We start from the raw sequence: 22,322 nt of genomic DNA, 5'->3' as shown, positions 1-22,322 counted from the left end.
ACCTCGCGGTCGAAGTGGGCGAGCTTTTCGAGCAGCCACACGTCCTGGAGCATGACCGGGCCACGCGGGCCCGCGGTCATCGAGTTCTGGTTGTCGGCAACGGGCGCGCCGGCGGCCGAGGTGAGATGGGTGAGGGTGTTGGAAGTCATGGCCTTGGGTCGACGCGAGGTCGAAGAAACGGGAAGGAGCGCGGCGCAATCCGCCGCGTGCAGCGGACGCAACGCGCAGGACATGCGCCGCCTCTGCGGCACGTGGAGTCGACCCTCAGCCCGCGGAAGACGCCCTGAAAACGGGCGGCCTCACCGCGCGCTGAAGGCCGGCGCACCGCGTGCTTTACGACTGCAGGAACGCGAGCAGGTCCGCATTGACCTGGTCCGCGTTCACCACGCACATGCCGTGCGAGGCACCGGCATAGACCTTCAGCGTGGCGTTCTTCACGATCTTCGCGGAGAGGCGGCCGGCATTGTCGATGGGCACGATCTGGTCGTCGTCGCCGTGCAGGATCAGCGTGGGCACGTCGATCTTCTTCAGGTCTTCCGTGTAGTCCACTTCCGAGAATTCGTGGATGCACTGGTACTGGCCGTAGATGCTGCCCGCCATGCCCTGGATCACGAACGCGTCGATAGCTGCCTGCGAGACCTTGGCGCCCGGCCGGTTGAAGCCGAAGAACGGCGTTGCCAGATCCTTGTAGAACTGCGGACGGTTTTCGGCCACGCCCTTGCGGATGCCGTCGAACACGTCGAGCGGCAGGCCGTTGGGGTTCGCGTCCGTCTTGATCATGATGGGCGGCACGGCGCCGATCAGCACGGCCTTCGCCACGCGCTTCGTGCCATGACGGCCGATGTAGTGCGCCACTTCGCCGCCGCCGGTGGAGTGACCCACGAGCGTTGCTTCGCGCACGTCGAGTGCGTCGAGCAGCGCCGCGAGGTCGTCGGCATACGTGTCCATGTCGTTGCCCTCGAACGGCTGGTCCGAGCGGCCGTGGCCGCGGCGGTCGTGTGCGATCACGCGAAAGCCGTGCTGCACGAGGAACAACATTTGGGCATCCCAGGCATCGGCATTGAGCGGCCAGCCGTGCGAGAACACGACCGGGCGGCCAGTGCCCCAGTCCTTGTAGAAGATTTGCGTACCGTCTTTCGTGGTGATGGTGCTCATGTGTGTGCTCCTGTGAGCGATGGCGGCCACGCGTCGCACGGAGTGCTGCGGGCTGCCAACGCGGTTGAAAAGAACGTGATGCCTGACTGATGCGGAACAACCGGCACGACCGGCATAACCGGAACAACCGGCTGGCGCGTGTGCCGCGCCAACCGACGCGCCGCACTACGGTGCCGCGACTCGCGTGATGGTCGATACCCTGGAGTCCGCGGCCTCGCTCGGCGCAGACCAGCCCCCGCCCAGCGACTTGTAGAGCGCGACCAGCGCGAGCGCCGTGTCGCGGTCGGTCTGCGCGAGCTTGTCGTCGGCGGCATAGAGCGAGCGTTCGGCGTCGAGCACGGGCAGGAAGTCCACCAGACCCTGGCGGTACAGGCGCGTGGCCACGGTCACGGCTTCGCGGTCGCTCGCGGTTTCCGCGCTCAGTTGATCGCGACGCACGCGCGACTGGCCATACGACACCAGCGCTGTCTCCACGTCGCGCAGCGCGCCCAGCACGGTGCGCTGGTAGGCGGCCGCGGCGGCGTCGGTGCGCGCCTCTTCGGCATGCACCTGAAAGCGCACGCGGCCCGCGTCGAAAATCAGCCAGCGGATGCTGGGCCCCACCGAGAGGTACCGGCTGGGCGAGGTGAGGAACGTGGAGGCATCCAGACTCTCCAGCCCCGCTGCGCCCGTGAGCGAGAAGTGCGGATAGAGGTCGGCCTTCGCCACGCCGATGCGCGCGTTGGCCGCCGCGAGCCGGCGCTCTGCCGCGCGAATGTCGGGGCGCCGCTGAAGCAGGTCGGAGGGCAGGCCGACGGGCACGTCGGCGACCGGCGCCGGAATGGCCTGGGGCGCATCGAGTTGCGCGAGCAGTGCTTCGGGTTGCTGCCCCACGAGCGCGCCGATCCGATAGATCGAGCCGCGCGCGTCCGCGGTGAGAGAGGGGATTTCGGCCTGTGTGTCCGAGACCAGCGCTTCGGCACGTAGCATATCGAGCCGCGACGCGAGGCCCGCGTCGAACTGGGCGCGCGTGAGCACGAGCCCGTCCTGCTGGATGGCGAGATTGCGGTGCGCCACGTCGAGCCGGCGCTGCGCGCCGCGCAGCTCGATATAGTTGCGCGCGATTTCGGCGGCCAGCGTGAGCCGCACGTCCTCACTGCCGGCAACGGCGGCTTCATACGAAGCGTTCGCAGATTCGACGCTGCGCCGCGTGCCGCCGAACACGTCGATTTCCCACGACGCATCGAAGCCCGCTTGCCAGAGGTTGCCGTTCTTGCCCGGCCCCATGCCGCCGGGTTGCACGCCGGTGGGCACGTTGGCGCTGCCGTGGGTGCGGCGATAGAGGCCACCGGCATCGACCTCGGGATAGTCGGCCGCGCCCGCGATGCCGCGCAACGCGCGGGCTTCGCGCACGCGTGCCTCGGCTTCGGCGATATCGGGCGCGGATTGCAACGCGTCTTCGATCAGCGCGTTCAGCGTGGCGTCGCCCAGGTTCTGCCACCAGCTATCGAGCGACGCATCGGGCGAAGCCGCCTTCGACGAAGCCTGCGCGCGCTCCCCATACGCCGCGGGCAGCGCCGTTTTGGGCGCCACGTAATCGGGCCCCACGGTGCAGCCCGCAACCATGCCGGCCATGACACAGGACACCGCGCCCGCGAGCCACGCCCGCGAGCGTCGACGCCCCCGCGCTAGTTCAGGAATTCGAGCCATTTCGGCTGCTCCCTGATGAAGATCCGCGTTTCCACCGACATGCCCGGCGCGATCCACTTCATCGCTTCGCCGGGGTTGTCGAACTCGATCTTGACCGGCACACGTTGCACGATTTTGACGAAGTTGCCCGTGGCGTTTTCCGGCGGCAGCAGCGCGAAGCGCGAGCCCGTGCCGCGCTGGATGCTGTCCACGTGGCCGCGCAGGTGCAGGTCGGGGAAGGCATCCACGTCGACGGCCACCGCCTGGCCGGGACGCACGCGCGTGAGCTGCGTTTCCTTGTAGTTGGCGATGACGTAAAGGTGTTCGGGCACCACCGAGAGCAGCAATTGACCCGGCTGCACGAAGTTGCCGGGCTCCACCGTTTTCTTCGCAATGCTGCCTGCTTCGCCGGCATAGATCTTCGTGTACGTGAGGTTGAGCGCGGCCTGGTCCACGGCGGCGCGCGCCTGGGCTACGGCGGCTTGCGCCGTGGCGGTCTGTGAGCGTACGAGTTTCGCTTGCGCCTGGGCGGCCTGAACGCGAACCTGCGCCGCGATGACCGAGGCACGCGTGCTCGAGGCCGCCGCCTTGCCTTCGTCCACGCGCTGCGAAGACACGGCGCGAATGTCGGATACCGATTGCAGGCGGCTCAGGTTCACCTGGGCAAGCTTCGCGTTGGCTTCGGCGACTTCGAGTTCGGCCCGCTGACGTGCGATTTCCGCATCGGCCACGGGAATCTGGTCGCGCGCTTCCTGGAGCTTGCCTTCGGCATCGGCGAGGCTTGCTTTGGCCTGCTCCAGTTGCACCGCGTAATCGCGCGGGTCCAGTTCGATCAGAAGCTGGCCCGCTTGCACCTTGCTGTTGTCGTCCACGTAGAGCTTTTTCACGTAGGCCGGCACCTTCGGAATGACGGATACGACGTGGGCGTCCACGTAGGCGTCGTTCGTGCGCTTCTCGTAGAGATCGGGCACGAGGAAGTACAGCGCGATGAGCACGAGCACGGCGAGCCCGAGCGCGCCGAAGACCAGCGAGCGCCGGCTTGCGGGCGGCACGGCGACCGGAGGCGGCGCGGCGGGACCAGGCGACACCCCGGCCGCAGGCGCAGCCGCATTGCGCTTTTCAGCGGGCGTTTCGTGCAGCGGGGTCTCGCTCATTGCGCCCCCCTGTCAGCGGAGGCGGCGAGTGACGGGAGCGCATCGTGCCTTCGGGCCGGTTGCCATGCGCGGGCAGCGCAGCAGGGTGTGTCGTGATTCATGATGGTTTCTTCGGAACGGGCGTGAGAGGCGTAAGCGGCGTGAGCGGCGGGGCTGCAACGGGCGTAGGCGGCACGAGCGGGAGCACGCAGAGCGTGAGCACGCCCACGGCGGCCATGAAGGCGAACGCGTCGGCGTAGGCGAGCGTCGCGGCCTGATGCGCGGTCTCTTCGGCCAGCATGCGCACTGCGGCGCGCGAGCTGTCGAAGCTCGTATAGCCGCCGTTGCCTGTGAGCGTGGCGCCCAGCGTGGCAAGCCAGTCGCGCGTGACGTCGCGGTCCATGCGGACGTGGTCGGCGAGGCGCGACGAATGCAGCGTCTCGCGATGGGTGATCAGGATAGTGAGCAGCGCCACGCCCAGCGACGCGCCGAACTGGCGGAACGTCATGTAGAGCGATACGCCGTCCAGCAGCCGGTTCTGCTCGATTCTCGCCACGGTGCCGCTGCCCACGGCGGGCAGGAGCGGCGAGAGGCAGGCCGCATAGAGCACGAGCGGCAGCACGAAGTAGGGGCCGGGCGTGCCCGTGGTGAGCAGCCGGTGGAATACGACCATCGAGGCGATCAGCATGACGAGCGCGATCGCGATCGTCCTGCGCTGGCCCACGCGTGTGATGAGCGGCACGATGAGCGGTCGCATGGCCGCGGCGGAAAGCGCGTAGACGCACATGATCTGGCCCGTCTGCGTCGCGCTGTAGGTGTTCGCCGCGAGGTTGCGCAGGAATTCGGGCAGCACGAAGACGCTGCCCGAGAGAATCATGCCCGTGAACACGCCCAGCACCGCGGACGAAAGCACGTGGCGGTCGCGCAGCAGGTCGATGCACATGAGCGGCGACCGGTTGGCAGGACTGCCTTGCCAGGCCACGAACAGCACGAATGCAGCCGCGCCCGCGAAGGCGAGCGTGCGCAGATGCGGCGAGCCGAACCAGCCGTCTATCTCGCCGCGATTCAGAATGACCTGCAGCGAAATGAGCGCAATGGCGAGCAGCGCGATGCCGGGCCAGTCCGTCTGCACGACGCGTTGCGACGAGGCGGGCGGCATGACCGGAAAGTAGCGCGCAATGAGCCACAGCGCGGCGCCGGCATAAACGAGGTTCGGCAGGAAGATGAGGCGCCAGTCGTAGTGGTCGGTGATGTAGCCGCTCGCGAGCAGACCGGCGGCGCTCGACAGATAGAGCACCGTGGAGACGCGCATGAGCGAGGCGCTGCGTTGCGGCTTGGGCATCAGCACGTAGATGCTTGCGCGCCACCACACCACGAGCCCCGCCGCGGCGAGGCCCTGCAGCGCGCGCCAGACAAGCATCGTCTCGAAGCCGGGCGAAAGCGCCACGCCCATCGAGGTGCCCGCGAAGGCGACGATGGTGGCGAGCAGAAAGCGCCGGTAACCGACATGGCCCGCGAGCCACACGGAAACCGGCACGCCGAGAAAGAGCGCGCAACTGTAGAGGGTGAGCAGCCAGCTCGCCTCGTCGCCGGAGACGCCGAGCGAGCCCGTGAGGTCCGGCAGCACGAGATTCATGCTGTCGAACGTGTAGAACTCCATGCCGGTGGCGAGCCCGAGTCCCATCAGCAGCGGCCCAGTGTGGGCCGGGGGAATGGTGGGCAAAGCGGCGGACGCGGCGGCGCCCCCAGCCTGCGCCGGGGCGTGCAATGCGGAGGTCGAACGGGCAAGGTCGGTCATGAATGACGGCTCAGGTGATGCGTGCGGGCGAATCGACGGAAACGGTGCAAACAAAACGGTACGACGCACGAAAGCGGTGCCGCCGTGCTTCGCCGCTAGTCCTTCCAGTGCGAGCCGAGAATCAGGCCGCAGAAATTTCTGCGGCGGTAGTTCGGGTCGCACCGTTCGAGCACGTCGGCATTCGCGGTGCCGAAGGTGGTGAGCGGGCGCCGCTCCATGCCTTGCGCGAACGTTTCGAGAATCTGTTCCTTGAAGCGCGGGCCGCGCGGAAACGCGTTCACCACTTCGTCGCGATCGGCCTGGCACACCTCGTCGAAGTGCATGCCGAGCAGGTCGGTTTCCACGCCCGCGCCCAACAGCGCCGTGAGCGAGGGCATTTCCGCGTGCAGGCCGAACGACGTGTGAAGCGCCACGGCGCGGGCGGCTTCGGCCACGTCGTCGTCGCGCACGCCGTGGCACGAGAGAAACGCCTGCAATGCATTGGCGCTGTCCAGCTCGAAGCGCTTCTGCGAATCGCGATAGAGCGGCGTGAGCCCGATGTCGTGAAAAAGCGCGGCCACGTAGAGCAATTCGGTGTTGCAGGCCAGCGCGCGATGCTTGCCAACCAGCGCGCCGAACAGAAACACGCGCACCGAATGCCGGTAGAGAATGTCCGGTTCCATCGCCATGACCGTGGCGAGCGCGGCCTGTGCCATGGTGCTGTCCGGTATCGGAATGCCGGCGACGCAGCGGCTCATCGTGTCTCCTGTCACAGATCGAGCAGTGCGGCGAGCGAGTAATGCCCTGCGCCCCCGATGGCGATGGTGCCGAACAGGATCAGCAGCATCCACGCGAACTGCCCCTGTTCCACGGTCCATTCGGGATGCACGCGCAGCAGCGCGATCGCGGTCACGGCCATGACGGGCAGCGCAGCGAGCCGTGTCGCGACGCCCGCGATCACGAGCACGGGGCACACCACTTCCGCAAAGATCGCGAACGCGATGGTGAGCTGCTTGCCGAAGTGAAACGGGTCTTCTATGGCCGCGGCCTCGCTGGCGTAGTGCCGCACCTTCGGCAGACCGTGCACGATGAGCAGCAGCACGCTCGCGCTCACGCGCAGGAAGAGCAGGGCGATGTCGTTGGAGTTCGCTGCGAAATGCGTCGTGATGCGAGCGAGTGCCAGGTTCATGGTGTGCGATCCGGGTGACAGGGAACGAAGCGCGATCAGAACGCGAAGCAGCTACAGCCGAGCGCGCCCCAGAAGCCGTTGTCGTCGCCCGTCGGTACGTTGCTGCGCCATGCCCACATGTGGCCGTGGCCGTGCACGCCGCACTGGTTCGCGCAACCGTCGATGCAGGCGCGCGCCGTGGCCTCGGCCGCAGTCATCGATGTGGCCGAAGCAGCCGGCCGGTAGCGGCTGTAGCCGCCGAACTCCGCCACCGGCGACCACGTGGGGCTCACAGGCAAGGCGGGCGGCGCGAGCGGGCTGAATTCCTCGTCGGCGTAGACCACCTTGCCGTTCACCACGGTCAGCACCGACGAGAGGTACTTGATGCGTTCTTCGTCCACGGTGAAGAAGTCGTCGGTAAGCGCGGCGAAGTCTGCGTACTGGCCCGGCACGAGGGCGCCCTTGCGGTCGTCTTCGTTCGAGAACCATGCGCTGCCCACGGTGTAGCGGCGCAGCGCTTCCATGCGTTCCAGCCGGTTGCGCTCGGGGTACAGCAGCGTGCCGCCCACGGTACGGCCCGAGATCATCCAGTAGAGCGAGACGAACGGGTTGAAGCTCGCCACGCGCGTGGCGTCCGTGCCGGCGCCCACGGGCAGGCCCGCCGCGAGCATCTTCTGGATGGGCGGCGTGCGTTGCGCGGCTTCCTCGCCGTAGCGGTGGATGAAGTACTCGCCCTGATAGGCCATCCGGTGCTGCACCGCGATGCCGCCACCCAGGGCGGCGATGCGGGCAATGTTGGCCTCCGAGATGGTTTCGCAGTGGTCGAAGAACCAGCGCAGGCCGTCGAACGGCACTTCGCGGTTCACCTCTTCGAACACGTTGAGAAAGCGGCTGATGGATTCGTCGTAGGTGGCGTGCAGGCGGAACGGCCAGCGGTTCTGCACGAGCAGCTTCACAACGCCCTTCAGCTCGGTTTCGAGCGACTCCGGCAGGTCCGGGCGCGGCTCGAGAAAGTCTTCGAAGTCCGCGGCGGAGAACACCAGCATTTCGCCCGCACCGTTCACGCGCAGGAACTCGTCGCCATCGCCGGGCTTCGTCATCTTCACCCAGCGAGCGAAGTCGTCGATCTCCTTCTTCGCGTTCTGCGTGAACAGGTTGTAGGCGATGCGCATGGTCAGCTCGCCGCGCTTCGCGAGTTCCATGATGACGGCGTAGTCGTCGGGGTAGGCCTGGTAGCCGCCGCCCGCGTCGATGGCGCTCGTCACGCCCAGCCGGTTCAGCTCGCGCATGAAATGGCGCGTCGAATTCATCTGGTCGTCATACGGCAGCTTCGGGCCTTTGGCGAGCGTGGCGTAGAGCAGGCCTGCGTTGGGGCGCGCGATCAGCATGCCCGTGGGGTTGCCGCCGCGGTCGCGCTGGATCTCGCCGCCGGGCGGGTTCGGCGTGTCTTTCGTGTAGCCCACGGCGCGCAGCGCGGCGGCGTTCAGGAGCGCGCTGTCGTAGAGGTGGAGGATGAAGACCGGCGTGTCGGGCGCAATGGCGTTGATCTCTTCGAGCGTGGGCCCGCGGCGTTCGGCGAACTGCAGCTCGTTCCAGCCGCCCACCACGCGCACCCACTGCGGGGCCGGCGTGCGGGCCACCTGGCGGCGCAGCATGTCGAGCGCGTCGGCGAGCGAGGGCACACCGTCCCAGCGCAGCTCCATGTTGAAGTTGAGGCCGCCGCGAATCACGTGCAGGTGCGAGTCGTTGAGCCCCGGAATCACGGTGCGGCCTTGCAGGTCGATGCGCCGCGTGTTGGCGCCCGCGCGCTGCATCACGTCGCGGTCGTTGCCCGTGGCGAGCACGCGGCCGTCCTTGACGGCCAGCGCCGTGACGAACGAGCGCTTCTCGTCCTGGGTCGCAATCTTGCCGTTGAAGAAGACCGTATCCGCGGTCGCCGTGTCGTCGAACTGGGCAGTCATCGTGCGTTCCTGTAGGTGGGTGGACAGGGCTGTCCGAAATGGCGTGAAGGCGATGGGCGGTGGCGGTGCGGCCGTGTGGTGGTGTGGCCTGTTCGCCGTGTTGAGGGTCGCCTCGTGCTGCGCCGTCTGTTTTTCAACACTACGCAAGGGCTGGCTGAAAGTCCTTAGCCGCACCTGAAACGTTCTGAAGCGAGCGCGCACGCGGGCTGAACGGCGGGCATCGGTGCATAACGGGAAGAAGCGGGCGGCGGCAGGGGGCGGCAGGCGGCCTCAGGCAGAAGCAGGCGACAGCGCGGCAGGAGAATTCAGAACGATTAAATCGGTGCGGCAGCGGCGCGTTGTTACGATGGTTTCGCGTCCTGGCCGTGGCGCGAAGCTCTGTCGCCGCGGCACCTGCAGGCGCTTTTTCTCACCATTGCGCACCGCAAGGACCGACGTCATGCAATACGTCTACTCGCTCTTATCGGGCCTGCTGTTCGGCATCGGCTACGGGCTGTTGGGCCTGAAATCGCCTGCGCCGCCCTTGATCGCGCTGGCGGGGCTGCTGGGCATGCTGGGCGGCGACCAGCTCGTGACGCAGCTGAAGGCGCACCTCGCGGCCCGCAACGCGCCGGCTGCGGTGAGCGCGCCGGCGTCCACGTCGTCCACGCCTACCCACACCTCCGCGCCCATCGTCACCGCGCAGCGCGACGCGGGCGCCGACGACCAGCCGAAGCCATGAGCACGGCGCACGAGAGGACCCCGACATGAACTTCCCACCGTCTGCCGTGCAGGGCGGCCAGCCGCGCGAGATGCACGAGGCGCACGAGGTGCGCGCCGAAGCATCGACGCCGCAACGCCTCGTCACCATTCTCGCGTTCATTGCGGGTTACGTGGACGCGTTCGGCTTCGTCGCGCTGTTCGGCCTCTTCGCCGCGCACGTCACGGCGAACTTCGTGCTGATCGGCGCGAACGTGGTGGGAGAGGGCCAGGGCATTCTCATCAAGCTGCTCGCGTTTCCGGCGTTCATTGCGGGCGTGGCGGTGGCCCGCGGCGTCGTGGGCATGGCGCAGCGGCGCGGCGTTCCCGCGGAGCGCGGCCTTTATGTGCTTCAGGCTGTCTGCCTGTGTCTGATGATGGCGGCGGGTCTCGTCGTCTGGCCCCACTACGGGCCCGAGAGCGCGTGGGCCATCGTGGCGGCGCTTTTCGGGGCCGCGGCCATGGGCGTGCAGAACGCCCACAGCCGGCTCGTGCTGCCCGGCCAGCCGCCCACCACGATGATGACGCTCAACGTCACGCTGGGCGTGCTCTACACCATCGACGCTCTCACCGGCCACACGAGCGACGCGAAGCGCGCGGCGCGCGAGCGCCTTGCCGACATCCTGCTGCCGGTGGCGGGCTTTGCCATGGGCGCGATCGTCGCGTCCATCGCGTTTGTGCAGGCTTCGTTCTGGGCGCTGCTGTTCCCCGTCATCCTGCTGGCTATCCTCGCGCTGCGTGCCGGAACAGACTCATGCGCGGTGGCCGAATGACGCGGCGGTTCGTGACAGGACGTGGCGGCCGGCTCGCCATGCGGCCTCGCCGCCACAAGAAGATTTAAGCGAACGCAAAGGACTCTTCAGCGCGGCGCGCATAACGTCATGCTGCGGGTGTCGCGTGGTCGGTCGCCGCAATGTCCGCCGCGTCGCGCCTGGGGTCACAGGTCACTTCGCGGTTCACTGCGCGGGTCACGTCGCGGTTCACATTACCCGTCGGCGGCCCATGAGCACGCTGCGAGCAACGCATGACGGATGCGGCCGCAGCCCGCGGTATAGCCATTCCTTCCTGTGCGAGGACACGCCAAATGGAAGAACTCGATCGTTGGGAACACGTCGTCATGCTGCTGTGGCTGCAGTCCGAGGCGCGGCAGCCGATGCACGCCGTGCGGCCCGAAGCCGCGCGCTCGCACGCGCGCGGCGGCGCAGGCGCACGCAAGCAGGCGGGCGGCAATGCCGCGCGGGCGGCGGCCGGTGTGGGGCTGAACCGCACGTCGATCATCGCGCTCGAGAAGCAGAACGACAGCTCCATGCTGGTGTCGTGGAGCGACTCCACGCGTTGCCGCTACATCGACCAGCGCTGGATCAGCGCCAAGTCGCGCTCGAGCGGCTACTGCGCGCTCACGGGGCGCGCCATCCGTCGCGGCGATCCGATCTACAAGCCGCAGTGGCGCGGCGCGCATCGTCCGGCGAACAGCATGGAGATGATTCTCGCCGCGGAGCTGGAACAGATGGCCGCGCGCTGAAGCAGCGATCCGGCTTACATGCGCGACTCACATGCGCAGCTTCATGTACGGCTTCACGCGCGCCCCGGGCCCCGGCTGCGACGCTTGCCGCCCGAAACCAGTCCGGCGCTGCCCAACACGATGGACGGCGCCGTTTCGTAGTTCGCATTGCAATTGGAGAAAACAGCATGATTCGAAAGACGTGGATCTCGGTGGCGGTGGCGGCGTGTGCCGCCGTCTGCGTGCAGACCGCACAGGCGCAGGTGGTGGGCCATCAGACGATCGGCATTTCGGTGACCGAGGCCGACGCGATTCTCGCGGGCTGGAGCGTGAAGCGCTCCATCCTCGGCAAGCCCGTGTTCAACGAGCAAGGGCAGCAGGTGGGCAAGGTTTATGACATCGTCGTGGCGCCGGACAAGTCCGTCTCGTACGCGATCGTGGATGCCCAGCGCTTCGTCGGCATGCGTCACGACGTGGCGGTGCCCATCGAGCAGCTCGATTTCGCCGACGGCAAGCTCGTGCTGGCCGGCGCCACGCGTGAGGCGCTGAAGGCCATGCCGGTGTTCCAGTACACGAAGATGCCCGTGGTGCCGAAGCCGCGCGACGCCTATCAGCACCCGTGACGTGAAGTGACATGAAGTGAAGTGCCTGCATGCCTTCGCGGCCAGCCGATCGTTCGGCGCGGCGGCCCCGAAGGCATGCGCCGCCGCTCACGGCAAGCTGCTTATTGGAAAACCGGAATAGAAGCAAGCCGTACTGCCTGAGAGATTCACGCCTCCAATAAAAAAATCCTCTAATCAAAAATATCGAACATTCAGTTCGGAATATTTAAATCTTCGAATGAGGGGAATGCCGTAGCATGAGCGTGCCGCGCGGGGCGCGCCGGCGGAACTGATGACTTAATACCGACTCATTTGTCGAAAGACAGCTTGCAATGATTCAGATCGGGCAACTCCACGTCTTTCTTGAGAGCCGCGAAATTCGTTTGAACGGCGAACGGGTGCGTATCGGCAGCCGCGCATTCGATATTCTCGAATTGTTGATTCGGGCCGAAGGCGCATTGGTGTCGAAGGACGAGATCATCCGGTGCGTGTGGCCCACAACGATCGTTCAGGAAAACAACCTGCAGGTTCACATCGCCGCCTTGCGCAAGGCGCTGGGCCCACAGCGCGATCTCATTCGCACGGTGCCCGGACGCGGCTATTGTCTGGTCGGCGCGCTCAGCGACGCGGCGCCGAAGCGCAGCACGGCAGACCTCGTGCCGCCGCTGCCGGTATCCGCGTCGGCGCTCGTGGGGCGCGAGGCTTCGATAGCGCAGGTCGCGGATGCACTCGGCGCGCTGCGCATCGTCACGCTGGTGGGCTCGGGCGGCATCGGCAAGACGCGTGTGGCCACCGAGGTGGCGGCGCGCGTGGCATCGCGCTTTCCCGACGGCGTGGTGTTCGTTCCGCTCGCTTCGGTATCGGACCCGCGCTTCGTTGCAGACGCGCTCGCGGATGCACTCCCGGCTGCGCTCGCGGGCTCGCTCGGCATGGCGAGGCCGGCCGGCCGCCTGGCGCTTGCCGACATCGTGCCGGGCCTCGCGGGCCGGCGCATGCTGCTCGTGCTCGACAACTGCGAGCATCTGATCGACGTGGCCGCGCAGGTGGCCACCGCGGCCACGACTGCGAGCGAAGGGCTCTGCGTGCTGGCCACGAGCCGCGAGGCGCTGCGCATTCCCGGCGAACTGCTGCACCAGGTGCCGCCGCTCGACGTGCCCGGTGAGGCGGATACGGGCGATGCCATCGTGCAGGCCAGCGCCGTGCAGTTGTTCATTGCGCGCGCACGTGCCGCGGACGCGCGCTTCCCGCTCAACGAACGCACGCTGTGCCTCACGGCCGCCGTATGCCGGCGGCTGGACGGTATACCGCTTGCCATCGAACTTGCGGCGGCGCGCGCGGCGGTGCTCGGTGTGGAAGTGCTCGCGGACCATCTGGACGACCACTTCCGCATTCTGGCCGGCGGCTTTCGCACGGCGCTGCCGCGGCATCAGACCTTGAAGGCGATGCTCGACTGGAGCTATCGCCTGCTCGACGAAACCGAGCGCACGCTGCTGCGCTGGCTCGGTGTCTTCATGGACGGCTTCTCGTTCGACGCCGCGTATTACGTCGTGAGCGGCATGACGAGCAACGGCATGGAGCACAGCGTGGAAAGCAGCAGCGCGCCGCGCGGCTTTTCCCAGCCGCAGTTGCTCGACGCGTTGAGCGGGCTGGTCGCAAAGTCGCTCGTGATTCGCGAAAGCGCGGACGCGGGTACCGGTACGGACACGCGCTACCGCTTGCTCGCCATCACGCGTGCCTATGCGCTGCAAAAGCTCGAAGACTGCGGCGAGCGCAAGGAGGCGGCGCTCGCGCATGCCACCTATTTCCATGCGGTGTTCTCGCAGGCGCCCTCGCTCACCAGTGGCCACGCGCCCGGCACCTGGTTTCTCGCGTTTCGCCGCGAACTCGGCAACTTGCGCGCGGCGCTCGACTGGGCCTTCGCGCCCGGTGGCGACGCGGTGGTGGGCATCGCGCTCGCGGCGGTCGCGGTGCCGTGCCTCTTCGATGCCTCGCTGATCGACGAATGCTGCGAACGTGCGCGCGCCGCGCTCGATGCCACGCTCGACCCCGCCGTGGCGCCCGTGCCGCCCGAGACGCGGTTGCGCCTGCTCGCCGCCTACGGCGCTGCACGCGTCTATACGCACGGGCCCGTGCGCGAGGTGCTCGACGTCTGGGCCGACGTGCTCACGCTCGCGCTCGAAACGGACAGCGGCGAGTATCAGCTGCGCGCCTTGTGGGGGCTCGCGAGCGCATGCCGCTACGCAGGCAACGTCCGCGCGGCGCTCGCGTTCGCGCAGCGCTTTCGCGCGCTCGCGACGCGGCAGGCCGATCTGCCGGTGGGCCTGATCGGCCTGCGGCTCGAGGCTATCGCGCTGCACTATGCCGGCGAGCAGGAGGCCGCGCGCGAGCGGCTCGACGAAATGCTGGCCGTCTACGCGCATCCTGTGCATCGCTGGAACGTAGTGGGGTTTCGCATCGAGCACGGCATTGCCACGCGGGCCACGCTTGCGCGCGTGCTGTGGGCACAGGGCGAGACGCGCGAGGCGTTGCGCGTGGCGCAAGACGCGCTCGATGCCGCGATGCGCTACGAGCACGACATCGTGACCTGCTACGTGCTGGTGGAAGGGCTCGTGCCGGTCGCGCTGCTGACGGGGGCGCACGACGCTGCGCGAGAAGGCATCGCGCTGCTGGAGACGCGCGCGGCACGCACCGGCTTCGTGATCTGGAGCGCCTGCTGCGCCTGTTATGCCGCGAGCCTGAAATGTGCCGTCGATCCGCAGCCGGCTCATTTGCGCGAATTCGCCGCCGCGCTCGACGGCTTGCGCAAGACCGGTTATCTCGCGCCGCTCACCCTGCTGCTGGGCCAATACGCGCGTGGTTTGCGTGCCTGCGGACGGCACGACGAAGCTGCAGCCGCGCTCGACGAAGCGAAGCGCCACAGCGAAGCCAATGGCGAGCACTGGTTCGATGCCGAACTGCGCCGCATCGGCGCGAGCATTCCCCGCGTACACGGGCCAGGCGCCATGAACAACCTGAGCAACATGAGCGGCATGAGCGATGAAGTGGCCGGCGCCGCGCCGCTCGCGCGCCGTACGCTCAAATCTGCGTGATGAAGCGGTCGATCAGGTCGGGGCGGTCGAGCTGTTCCACCCACCATTGCAGCGCACGTCCCGCTTCGTCTTCGCGCCATGCGAGGTAGCAGTGCGTGAATTCACGCATGCCCGTGACGCGGCGTGCCACCAGCTTGCCTTCGTCGATGGCGCGCTGGGCGAGGCACTCGGGCAGCGTGCCCACGGCGAGCCCCTCGCATTGCGCCGCGAGCTTCGCGGCGAGCGTGGGCACGGCGATGTAGGGCTGGCCGTCTTCGGTGGCCACGGACCGCGGTTGCAGTTCGCGCGAGGTGTCGCTGATCACGGCGCCGCGATAGCGCAGCACCGTTTCGAGGGAAAGCGGTTCGGGCAGCTGCGCGAGCGGATGGTTGGGCGCGACCGCGAACACGTGGCGCAGCGTGCCCACGGGCCGCGCCACGATGTGCGGCAGCGGTGGCGGCTCGCCGGTTGCGCCCACCACGAGATCCGCGCGGCGTGTGACGAGCGCGTCCCACGTGCCGCCCAGCACTTCGGTGGACAGGCGCAGCCGCGTATCCATGGCGAGGCCGTAGAACGTATGGACGTACGGCCACAGCGCGCCGAACGGCAGGATTTCGTCGATGCACAGGCGCAGCTCCGACTCCCAGCCGTGCTGGATGCGCAGCGCCTTGAGTTCGAGCTGCTCGGCAGCATGCAAGAGGCGCCGGCCTTCTTCCACCACCACGCGACCCGCATGCGTGAGGCGCGCGCGCCGGCCGCTGCGGTCGAACAGTTCGACGTTGAGATCGCTTTCGAGCTTCTGGACGAGATAGGTGAGCGACGACGGCACGCGGTGCAGCCGTTCCGCTGCTTCGGCAAAGGTGCCGGCCCGATCGATCGCGTCCAGTGCTTCGAGGGCTTCGAATGACAGCTTCATGGCCAGATTCCTGTTCGTATGGGGACGTCGCGGCGGGCGCAGGGCAGGTCGGCCGTGCCGGCATCCACGGCGCATCAGCGGCATCGTAGCTTGATTGGAGCCGGTTATGAGCACGCTTCAGAACGTTTCAAGGGGCTTTGCCACCGCATGCATGCGGGTTTGCGCAGAATTCGACGTGCTCGCGGCGCGTCATGGTTTTCATCCGATGCAAGGAACGGCAGATGCCCGCCGTGCCGCATCCGCACGTTCAGAACGTTTAACCCGCGGCCAAGGCTTAACACGCGGGCCTTCGCTAACCTCGTCAATCCAGCCATGCCGCCTGCCGCGCGGCGCACCCGTTTGCCGAGGTCGACCATGAGCGCCAGCCCGCCGAACCTTTCCGCTTTGCCCGACTTGCCCGATGTGCCGGCAGCGGAACTCGATACGCCTTACTCGTCGCTCGAACATCGTCAGCACCAGATGTTTCCGAAGCTCTCTGCCGCGGAAATCGCCAGCCTGCGGCGCTTTGCGATGCCCATGCACTTCGCGGCAGGCGAATTCGTGTTCGAGACGGGCCAGGTGGCGCCGGGTCTCTTCGTGCTGCTGAAGGGCCGCGTGCGCATCTGTTCGCGCGACCGACTGGGTCGCCAGACGCTCGTCACGGAACACGAAGACGGCCACTTCATGGCCGAGATGGCGCAGCTTGCGGGCAAGCCCGCGCTGATCGACGGCTTCGCCCTGACCGACTGCGACACGCTCGTGGTCACGCCGGAACGTCTGCGTGCCTTGATCGTCGCGGACGCCCAACTGGGCGAGCACATCATGCGTGCGCTGATCCTGCGGCGCCTCGGGCTCATCGAGCAGGGGCTCGGGCCCATCATCGTGGGCGATGCCGGCGATGCGCACCTCGTGAGCCTGCAAGGTTTCCTGCGCCGCAACGCCTATCCGGCTTCCATCGTCGATGCCCGCACGGACGCCGACGCGGTGCGCCTGCTCTCGGGGCTCACCACGGGCCCAGCGGATTTCCCGCTCGTGTTCTGCCCCGACGGCTCGGTGCTGCGCGCGCCCGACGAGGCGCAACTCGCCACGCGCCTCGGTCTCGTGCCCACCTTCGAGCGCTCGCATGTCTACGACGTGGCCATTGTCGGCGCGGGGCCCGCGGGGCTGGCGGCCGCAGTGTATGCGGCCTCGGAGGGGCTCTCGGTCGTGGTGTTCGACCGGCGCTCGCCGGGCGGCCAGGCCGGCGCGAGTGCGCGCATTGAAAACTATCTCGGCTTTCCCACGGGCATTTCGGGCCAGGCGCTGGCGGCGCGCGCGTTCCAGCAGACACTGAAGTTCGGCGCGCATGTGGCGATTCCGGGGTGCGTGGTCGACGTGCATCGTGACGTGGCCCGCGATGCGACGCGGGATGCGCCCCGATCCTCCGCTGGTTTCGTGCTGGGCCTCACCGATGGGCAATGCGTGCGCGCCCATGCCGTGGTGGCAGCGAGCGGCGCCGCGTATCGCAAGCCCGCGGTGCCGGGGTTCGAGCGCTTCGAGGGGCGCGGCCTCTATTACTGGGCCTCGCCCATCGAGGCGCGGCTCGCGAAGGGGCAGGACATCGTGCTGATCGGCGGCGGCAACTCGGCGGGGCAGGCCGTGGTGTACCTCGCGGGCTTCGCGCGCAGCATCCGCATGCTGATTCGCGGCAAGGACCTGCGCGCGAGCATGTCGCGGTATCTGATCGATCGCATCGCGGCGCTGCCCAATGTCTCGGTCTGCACGGGCTGCGTGCTCGATGCGCTGGAGGGCGACGCATGCGGACTCGCGCAGATTCACATCGTGCGGGACGGGGCGGGGGCGCGAGCAGGGCTGGAGCCAGAAACGAAACCGGAAGCGGAGCCAAAAGTGGAACCAATAGCGGAACCAGAAGCGGAGTCGGCCTGCGCCCAGGCCCACGGCAAGACGCGCGAGACGATCTCGACGCGGCACCTGTTCCTCTTCATCGGCGCAGATCCCAAAACGGACTGGCTTGCCACCAGCGGCGTGGAACTGGACAGCCGCGGCTTCGTCGTGACGGGACACCGCTATGCGCTGGAGACCAACGTGCCGGGCCTCTTCGCCGTGGGCGACGTGCGCTCGGAGTCGGCCAAGCGCGTGGCCGCGGCCGTGGGCGACGGCGCGGCCGTGGGCGACGGCGCGGCCGTGGTCGCGCAGATTCACGCGTACCTGGCGAACATGAAAGCGCATGTGTAGCGACCAGCCGCCGGTCGCGTCGCGGGCGGGTTCAGTCCGCGTCAGCGTCCGCGTTCGGGGCCGGGGCCGTGTCGAGCGGGACGGGTTCCGATCCAGGCTGCGACTGCGTGCGCCGCGATCCACCACGCGTCGCACCCCCGGGCGGCGAACCATTGCGCCGCCAGGCGCCTGGCGACATGCCCACCGTTTTCTGGAACACGCGGCTCAGATGGCTCTGGTCCGCGAAGCCGCAGATAGCCGCAATGTCCGAAAGCGGCAGGCCGGTTGCCTCGATGAGGTTGCGCGCCTGGGCCGTGCGCTGCTCCAGCAGCCACTGGTGCGGCGTGCGCCCCGTGGTCTTCGCGAATGCGCGGATGAAGTAGGCGCGCGACAGTTCGCATTCGCGGGCAATGTCCGAAATCGACGCGCCCGCGTGCGAGGCATTCATCAACATGTCCTTGGCCCGCGCTTCGGCCGCCATGGAAAGCGCGCCTTTCAGGGGCTTCAGCGGCGGCTGCGCATCAGGCGCACCATGCGCCACGCGTGCGTTGCCGTATTGCCGCGCGAGATGCGTGCCGATGGCGAGTCCTATCTCTTCGACAAACAGCTTGCCGAGCGGGCCAGGCGCTTCGAGACCCGGCGCGAGCGCCTGCGCGAGACGGCCCAGCACGCGGTCTTTCTGATGCGTGGCGCAGGCGAGCCCTGCGATGTCGGCAATGCCATGCTCGTCGGCGAGCCGCATGAGGAAGGCGCGCGGAAGCTCCACGAGCACGAAGTCGAAGCCGCCGTAGAGGTCGGCGCGGTAATCCTCGGAGAAATCGCGGATATAGATGGAGCCTGCTTCGAAGCGACGGTCCACCGCGCGCGCGCCGCGGAAGATCTTGCGCCGGTGCCCTGCTGCAAGCGAAACGCCGATCAGGAAGCCGCGCTCGCAGGCGGGCATCGCGATGCGGTCCAGTTGCGCCTCTTCCATGCACTTGCGGTAGAAGCGGATGTCGTCGCCATCGAACTGAACGTCCTTGAGCAGTTTGCTCGACACGCAACCCAGCGTGTCCTTCGACGCCTTCGCAGCGCCGGCCGTTGCGGTGTGTGCGTGAGACATGGGGCGGATTCCTCGAGACCGTGTGTGGCGTCGTCGTGACGGGCGGCGCAGACGGCCCGGCTAAAGACAATTGCAGGACAACTACGGGACAACTACGGACGGCTGCGCAGGACTGCGCCATGGTGTGCGTGAGCACTATTGTTCAAGACAGGATATTACCGCCCGTTTACATTTTTGACATTTCATCAGGCGGGTGCGCGCCCGAGGCGCCATTGCAAAACGCTGCCAGAAGCGAGGAGAGTGGCCATGAATAGGATCGGCACATTGCTGGTGAATTTCGACCAGCGCGAAGTTCATCAGCACGGCCGCTCGCTGCGTGTCGGCGCGCGGGCGCTCGACATTCTGGAAGTGCTCTTTCGTGCCAACGGCGCGATTCTTTCCAAGGACGACATCATGGATGCCGTCTGGCCCGGCCTGATCGTCGAAGAGAACCGGCTTCAGGTGCACATTGCCGCGCTGCGCAAGCTGCTGGGCGGCGACCGCGATCTCATCAAGACCGTGCCGGGCCGCGGCTATCTGCTCGTGGCCCATGCCGCGCGCACGGCCGATCCAGGCACCGATGCCGCCTCCCACGCCGATGCCGACCTCGACACCCGGGCCGCAGGCTCGCGGCAATCGACTACAACGCCGCGAGGCCGCATGCTGCCCGTGGGCGTTTCGCGTCTGATCGGACGGCAGGCCGAAGTCGAGCAGATCGTCGATCAAACCACCCGCACGGCCGTTACCACCCTGGTGGGCGCGGGCGGCATCGGCAAGACCTGCCTTGCCGTGCACGTCGCGCGGGAAATGCGCGATCGCGGCAACCTCAGCGTGTACTTCGTCGAGCTGGCCCAGGCGTCGTCGCCCGATGCCGTGCTCGCCACGCTCGCAGCCGCCCTGGGCCTGGCCGATGCTGCCGCGCCGCTCAGTGCACAGAGCGTGGCCGACGCGTTAGCCGACACCCTGGCCGACACCGGCTGCCTGCTCGTGCTCGACAATGCGGAGCACGTGATCGACGCGGTGGCGAGCCTTGTCGAAGTGCTGGTGGTGCGCAACCCGGCGCTGCGCGTGCTCGTGACGAGCCGCGAGCCGCTGCGCATCTGGACCGAATGCGTGTTTCGCGTGGAGCCGCTCGCCGTGCCGGCCAACGGAGCATCCGCCGATGCGATCCTCGCCCATTCTGCCGTCGAGCTGTTCCTGCATCGCGCACGCGCCATCGTGCCCGGCTGTGCGACGGACGAAGCGAGCCTTGCGATCGTGGCCGACATCTGCCGGCGCCTCGAAGGTTTGCCGCTTGCCGTGGAGCTCGCCGCGGCGCGGGTCGCCACGCTCGGCGTGGAAGGCGTGGCCTCGCGGCTCGACGACCGCCTGAATCTGCTCACGGGCGGCCTGCGTTCGGCGTTGCCGCGCCACCAGGCCTTGCGCGCCACGTTCGACTGGAGCTATGCGCTGCTCGACGCCACCTCGAAGGCGCTCTTCAGACGGCTTGCGTTCTTCACGGGCACGTTCAACTTCGACGCCGTGTGCGCGGTGGCGACCGAGCCCGGCATGCCGGTCGCGTCCGTCATCACGAGCCTCGGCGAGCTGGCCACGAAGTCGCTCGTCAACGTGGAGTGCCGCGGCGCCATTGCCCAATACCGGCTCACCGAATCGACGCGCGCCTACGCCATGGAAAAGCTGCGCGACGAGGGCGAGGTGCAATTGATCGGCACGCGCCACATGTTGCACGTGCAAAAGCGCATGGAAGAAAGCGCGCTGCCCGCGGGCGGGCACCCGGCCGGCGGCGCCGCGCAGGAGCGCCCGCAGCCATCGCTCGACGAGGCCCGCACGGCCTGCGACTGGGCGCTCGCCGGCGACGGCGACCGCGCGCTCGGCGTGGCGCTGGCCGGCGCGCTGGTCTGCACGCTGTTCGAAGCGGGCCTTGTGCACGAATGCCGCGACCGCGCACAACGCGCGCTCGCGATACTGGACACGTTGCCCGCGGGCGCCGTGGACACGGTCTGCGAAATGCGCCTGTGCACCGCGTATGCCTCCACGCTGCTCTACACCGACGTGCCCGTGCAGAACGCCCTGTCGCTCTGGAACCGGGTGCTCTGGCTCGCGCGCGACGCAGGCGACGACACGTTTCAGGCGCGCGCGCTCTGGGGCCTGTGGAACACCATGCTCACCACGAGCGACATTCACGCCTCGATGCGCTTCGCGACGCGCTTCCAGCATCTCTCGGAGCGCAGCGGCTCGCCGTTCCAGCAGGCGCTCGCCGCGCTGATGGTGGCCGTGTCGCTGCACCTCTTCGGCGAGCACGAACAGGCGCGCCAGCGCATCGAACGCGTCATGGATTCCATCGACGAGTCGCGGCCTTCGGAGTGCTCGCTTTCGGTCGATCCGCTCATCATCGGCAACGCCACGCTCGCGCGCATTGCCTGGATTCAGGGCGACGCCGAACGTGCCATGCAGTACATCGAGAAGGCCATGAATCGCGTGAGGGCCGACATGCTCGAGCCGTCGCTCAGCCATCTGCTTGCGGTGGGCGTCGTGCCGCTCGCGCTGCAATGCGGCGAGCTGGAGGCTGCGTCGCGCTACCTCACCATCCTGCGTTCGCAGGTTGCGATCCATCGCTTCGAAAGCTGGCAGGACTACGCGGAATGCCTCGCCGGGCAGATCGATATCGAATGCTGGCGTACCGAGGCGGGGCTTGCGCGCATGGGGCCCGCGCTGGCGCGCCTGCTCGCGCGCGGCTTTCGGCGGCTCGTCACGCCCCTGATCGTGGTGTGGACCGAGGGGCTCGCGCGGGCGGGGCGCATCGACGAAGCGCGCGCAAGGCTCGACGAAACGCTCGCGCATGGCCAGGCGAACGGCGAGCACATCTTCTTGCCGGAGCTGCTGCGCGTGCGCGGCGTCGTGGAACTGGAGCGCGCACGCCGCGTGGCCGAACGCGCACCCGACGCCGCAGAAATGCACGAGGCCGCGGGCCGTCGGCTGCTTTCCGATGCGATGAAGCTTGCCCATGAGCACGACGCGCCCATGTGGGAACTGCGCGCGGCGCTCGACTTCGCAGGGCATCTGGCGGAGAAAGGGCAGGTGCGGCAGGCGGCGGCGCTCACGGCGGACCTCTCGCCGCGTTTCGACCTGCACTCGGATGCGCCGGACATTCGCCGTCTCGTCACGCTGGGCGACACGCTGGCGAAGAAGATGGGCACTTCGCGCGCCGCCGAGGCCGGTTATGGCAGCGAGGCCGCTTCGTCGCAGAAGGCGACGGCGTCGCCGGCACAGCAGGCCTGGCAAACGCCCGCGCTTGCCGTCCATCCGGCGGCGCGGTCGTTGCAGTGAGCCTGTGCATGAGGTGGTGAAGCCGCGGGGGCGC

The 22,322-nt window shown here is 67.9% G+C and carries 17 protein-coding genes; 7 read left to right on the top strand and 10 right to left on the bottom strand.

What is annotated here, in order from left to right; all coding sequences use genetic code 11:
* The 8 genes from PKKP23_RS24280 to PKKP23_RS24245 all read right to left on the bottom strand — a co-directional run.
* Positions 1–149, bottom strand: a 149-nt coding sequence (locus PKKP23_RS24280; RefSeq protein ID WP_126878746.1) for a catalase, incomplete at its 3' end; no start/stop codon positions are given.
* A gap of 184 nt (positions 150–333) precedes the next feature.
* Positions 334–1,155: an alpha/beta fold hydrolase gene (locus PKKP23_RS24275; protein ID WP_017775248.1), complete on the bottom strand. Its 822-nt coding sequence runs from the start codon at positions 1,153–1,155 to the stop codon at positions 334–336.
* Positions 1,156–1,320: 165 nt separating this feature from the next.
* Entirely contained in the window at positions 1,321–2,769 is a 1,449-nt protein-coding gene (locus PKKP23_RS24270) for an efflux transporter outer membrane subunit (protein WP_161978136.1), read from the bottom strand.
* 53 nt (positions 2,770–2,822) lie between these two features.
* The gene (locus PKKP23_RS24265; protein WP_126878744.1) at positions 2,823–3,977 is read right to left on the bottom strand and encodes an HlyD family secretion protein; all 1,155 of its coding nucleotides are present in this window, start codon (positions 3,975–3,977) and stop codon (positions 2,823–2,825) included.
* A gap of 97 nt (positions 3,978–4,074) precedes the next feature.
* Entirely contained in the window at positions 4,075–5,754 is a 1,680-nt protein-coding gene (locus PKKP23_RS24260; RefSeq protein WP_240659124.1) for an MFS transporter, read from the bottom strand.
* A gap of 95 nt (positions 5,755–5,849) precedes the next feature.
* Complete coding sequence (locus PKKP23_RS24255) at positions 5,850–6,491, bottom strand: HD domain-containing protein (protein WP_017775252.1); 642 nt, start codon at positions 6,489–6,491, stop codon at positions 5,850–5,852.
* An 11-nt stretch (positions 6,492–6,502) separates the two neighbouring features.
* Positions 6,503–6,922 (bottom strand): DoxX family protein, encoded by a 420-nt coding sequence (locus tag PKKP23_RS24250; RefSeq protein ID WP_126878743.1) that lies wholly within the window; start codon positions 6,920–6,922, stop codon positions 6,503–6,505.
* Between the two features lie 35 nt (positions 6,923–6,957).
* Positions 6,958–8,862: an amidohydrolase gene (locus tag PKKP23_RS24245; RefSeq protein WP_126878742.1), complete on the bottom strand. Its 1,905-nt coding sequence runs from the start codon at positions 8,860–8,862 to the stop codon at positions 6,958–6,960.
* Between the two features lie 439 nt (positions 8,863–9,301).
* On the opposite strand from PKKP23_RS24245, the gene PKKP23_RS24240 reads away from it, so the two are divergent.
* The 5 genes from PKKP23_RS24240 (at position 9,302) to PKKP23_RS24220 (ending at position 14,792) form a co-directional block, all read left to right on the top strand.
* Positions 9,302–9,583 (top strand): DUF1427 family protein, encoded by a 282-nt coding sequence (locus PKKP23_RS24240; RefSeq protein ID WP_205703013.1) that lies wholly within the window; start codon positions 9,302–9,304, stop codon positions 9,581–9,583.
* A gap of 25 nt (positions 9,584–9,608) precedes the next feature.
* Positions 9,609–10,373, top strand: coding sequence for a YoaK family protein (locus tag PKKP23_RS24235; RefSeq protein WP_240659123.1), 765 nt, complete (start codon positions 9,609–9,611; stop codon positions 10,371–10,373).
* Positions 10,374–10,684: 311 nt separating this feature from the next.
* Positions 10,685–11,122: a DUF3331 domain-containing protein gene (locus tag PKKP23_RS24230; protein ID WP_126878740.1), complete on the top strand. Its 438-nt coding sequence runs from the start codon at positions 10,685–10,687 to the stop codon at positions 11,120–11,122.
* Between the two features lie 167 nt (positions 11,123–11,289).
* Positions 11,290–11,724, top strand: a complete 435-nt coding sequence (locus tag PKKP23_RS24225; RefSeq protein WP_017775258.1) for a PRC-barrel domain-containing protein — start codon at positions 11,290–11,292, stop codon at positions 11,722–11,724.
* Positions 11,725–12,086: 362 nt separating this feature from the next.
* Positions 12,087–14,792 carry an ATP-binding protein gene (locus PKKP23_RS24220; protein WP_240659122.1) on the top strand — a complete coding sequence of 902 codons (2,706 nt, stop codon included), beginning with the start codon at positions 12,087–12,089 and terminating at the stop codon, positions 14,790–14,792.
* Here the strand turns inward: PKKP23_RS24220 and PKKP23_RS24215 are convergent.
* On the bottom strand, positions 14,779–15,687 hold the full coding sequence (locus PKKP23_RS24215; RefSeq protein WP_017775260.1) for a LysR family transcriptional regulator: 909 nt from the start codon (positions 15,685–15,687) through the stop codon (positions 14,779–14,781). The genes PKKP23_RS24220 and PKKP23_RS24215 overlap by 14 nt on opposite strands.
* 354 nt (positions 15,688–16,041) lie before the next feature.
* Between PKKP23_RS24215 and PKKP23_RS24210 the strand changes: the two genes are divergently transcribed.
* Positions 16,042–17,901: an FAD-dependent oxidoreductase gene (locus PKKP23_RS24210; RefSeq protein WP_126878738.1), complete on the top strand. Its 1,860-nt coding sequence runs from the start codon at positions 16,042–16,044 to the stop codon at positions 17,899–17,901.
* 31 nt (positions 17,902–17,932) lie between these two features.
* On the opposite strand, the gene PKKP23_RS24205 is transcribed toward PKKP23_RS24210, so the two are convergent.
* Complete coding sequence (locus tag PKKP23_RS24205) at positions 17,933–18,982, bottom strand: helix-turn-helix transcriptional regulator (protein WP_126878737.1); 1,050 nt, start codon at positions 18,980–18,982, stop codon at positions 17,933–17,935.
* 246 nt (positions 18,983–19,228) lie between these two features.
* On the opposite strand from PKKP23_RS24205, the gene PKKP23_RS24200 reads away from it, so the two are divergent.
* The gene (locus PKKP23_RS24200) at positions 19,229–22,288 is read left to right on the top strand and encodes an ATP-binding protein (RefSeq protein ID WP_126878736.1); all 3,060 of its coding nucleotides are present in this window, start codon (positions 19,229–19,231) and stop codon (positions 22,286–22,288) included.
* Positions 22,289–22,322: the final 34 nt, after the last annotated feature.

The organism is Paraburkholderia kururiensis JCM 10599 = LMG 19447, assembly GCF_003986935.1.
Lineage (GTDB): Bacteria > Pseudomonadota > Gammaproteobacteria > Burkholderiales > Burkholderiaceae > Paraburkholderia > Paraburkholderia kururiensis.
This window is presented reverse-complemented; position numbering and strand designations above follow the sequence as displayed.

Excerpts from the sequence above, each read along its gene's own strand:
- PKKP23_RS24275 (WP_017775248.1), bottom strand. The coding sequence starts at position 1,155 with ATGAGCACCATCACCACGAAAGACGGTACGCAAATCTTCTACAAGGAC.
- PKKP23_RS24270 (WP_161978136.1), bottom strand. The coding sequence starts at position 2,769 with ATGGCCGGCATGGTTGCGGGCTGCACCGTGGGGCCCGATTACGTGGCG.
- PKKP23_RS24265 (WP_126878744.1), bottom strand. The coding sequence starts at position 3,977 with ATGAGCGAGACCCCGCTGCACGAAACGCCCGCTGAAAAGCGCAATGCG.
- PKKP23_RS24260 (WP_240659124.1), bottom strand. The coding sequence starts at position 5,754 with ATGACCGACCTTGCCCGTTCGACCTCCGCATTGCACGCCCCGGCGCAG.
- PKKP23_RS24255 (WP_017775252.1), bottom strand. The coding sequence starts at position 6,491 with ATGAGCCGCTGCGTCGCCGGCATTCCGATACCGGACAGCACCATGGCA.
- PKKP23_RS24250 (WP_126878743.1), bottom strand. The coding sequence starts at position 6,922 with ATGAACCTGGCACTCGCTCGCATCACGACGCATTTCGCAGCGAACTCC.
- PKKP23_RS24245 (WP_126878742.1), bottom strand. The coding sequence starts at position 8,862 with ATGACTGCCCAGTTCGACGACACGGCGACCGCGGATACGGTCTTCTTC.
- PKKP23_RS24240 (WP_205703013.1), top strand. The coding sequence starts at position 9,302 with ATGCAATACGTCTACTCGCTCTTATCGGGCCTGCTGTTCGGCATCGGC.
- PKKP23_RS24235 (WP_240659123.1), top strand. The coding sequence starts at position 9,609 with ATGAACTTCCCACCGTCTGCCGTGCAGGGCGGCCAGCCGCGCGAGATG.
- PKKP23_RS24230 (WP_126878740.1), top strand. The coding sequence starts at position 10,685 with ATGGAAGAACTCGATCGTTGGGAACACGTCGTCATGCTGCTGTGGCTG.
- PKKP23_RS24225 (WP_017775258.1), top strand. The coding sequence starts at position 11,290 with ATGATTCGAAAGACGTGGATCTCGGTGGCGGTGGCGGCGTGTGCCGCC.
- PKKP23_RS24215 (WP_017775260.1), bottom strand. The coding sequence starts at position 15,687 with ATGAAGCTGTCATTCGAAGCCCTCGAAGCACTGGACGCGATCGATCGG.
- PKKP23_RS24210 (WP_126878738.1), top strand. The coding sequence starts at position 16,042 with ATGAGCGCCAGCCCGCCGAACCTTTCCGCTTTGCCCGACTTGCCCGAT.
- PKKP23_RS24205 (WP_126878737.1), bottom strand. The coding sequence starts at position 18,982 with ATGTCTCACGCACACACCGCAACGGCCGGCGCTGCGAAGGCGTCGAAG.
- PKKP23_RS24200 (WP_126878736.1), top strand. The coding sequence starts at position 19,229 with ATGAATAGGATCGGCACATTGCTGGTGAATTTCGACCAGCGCGAAGTT.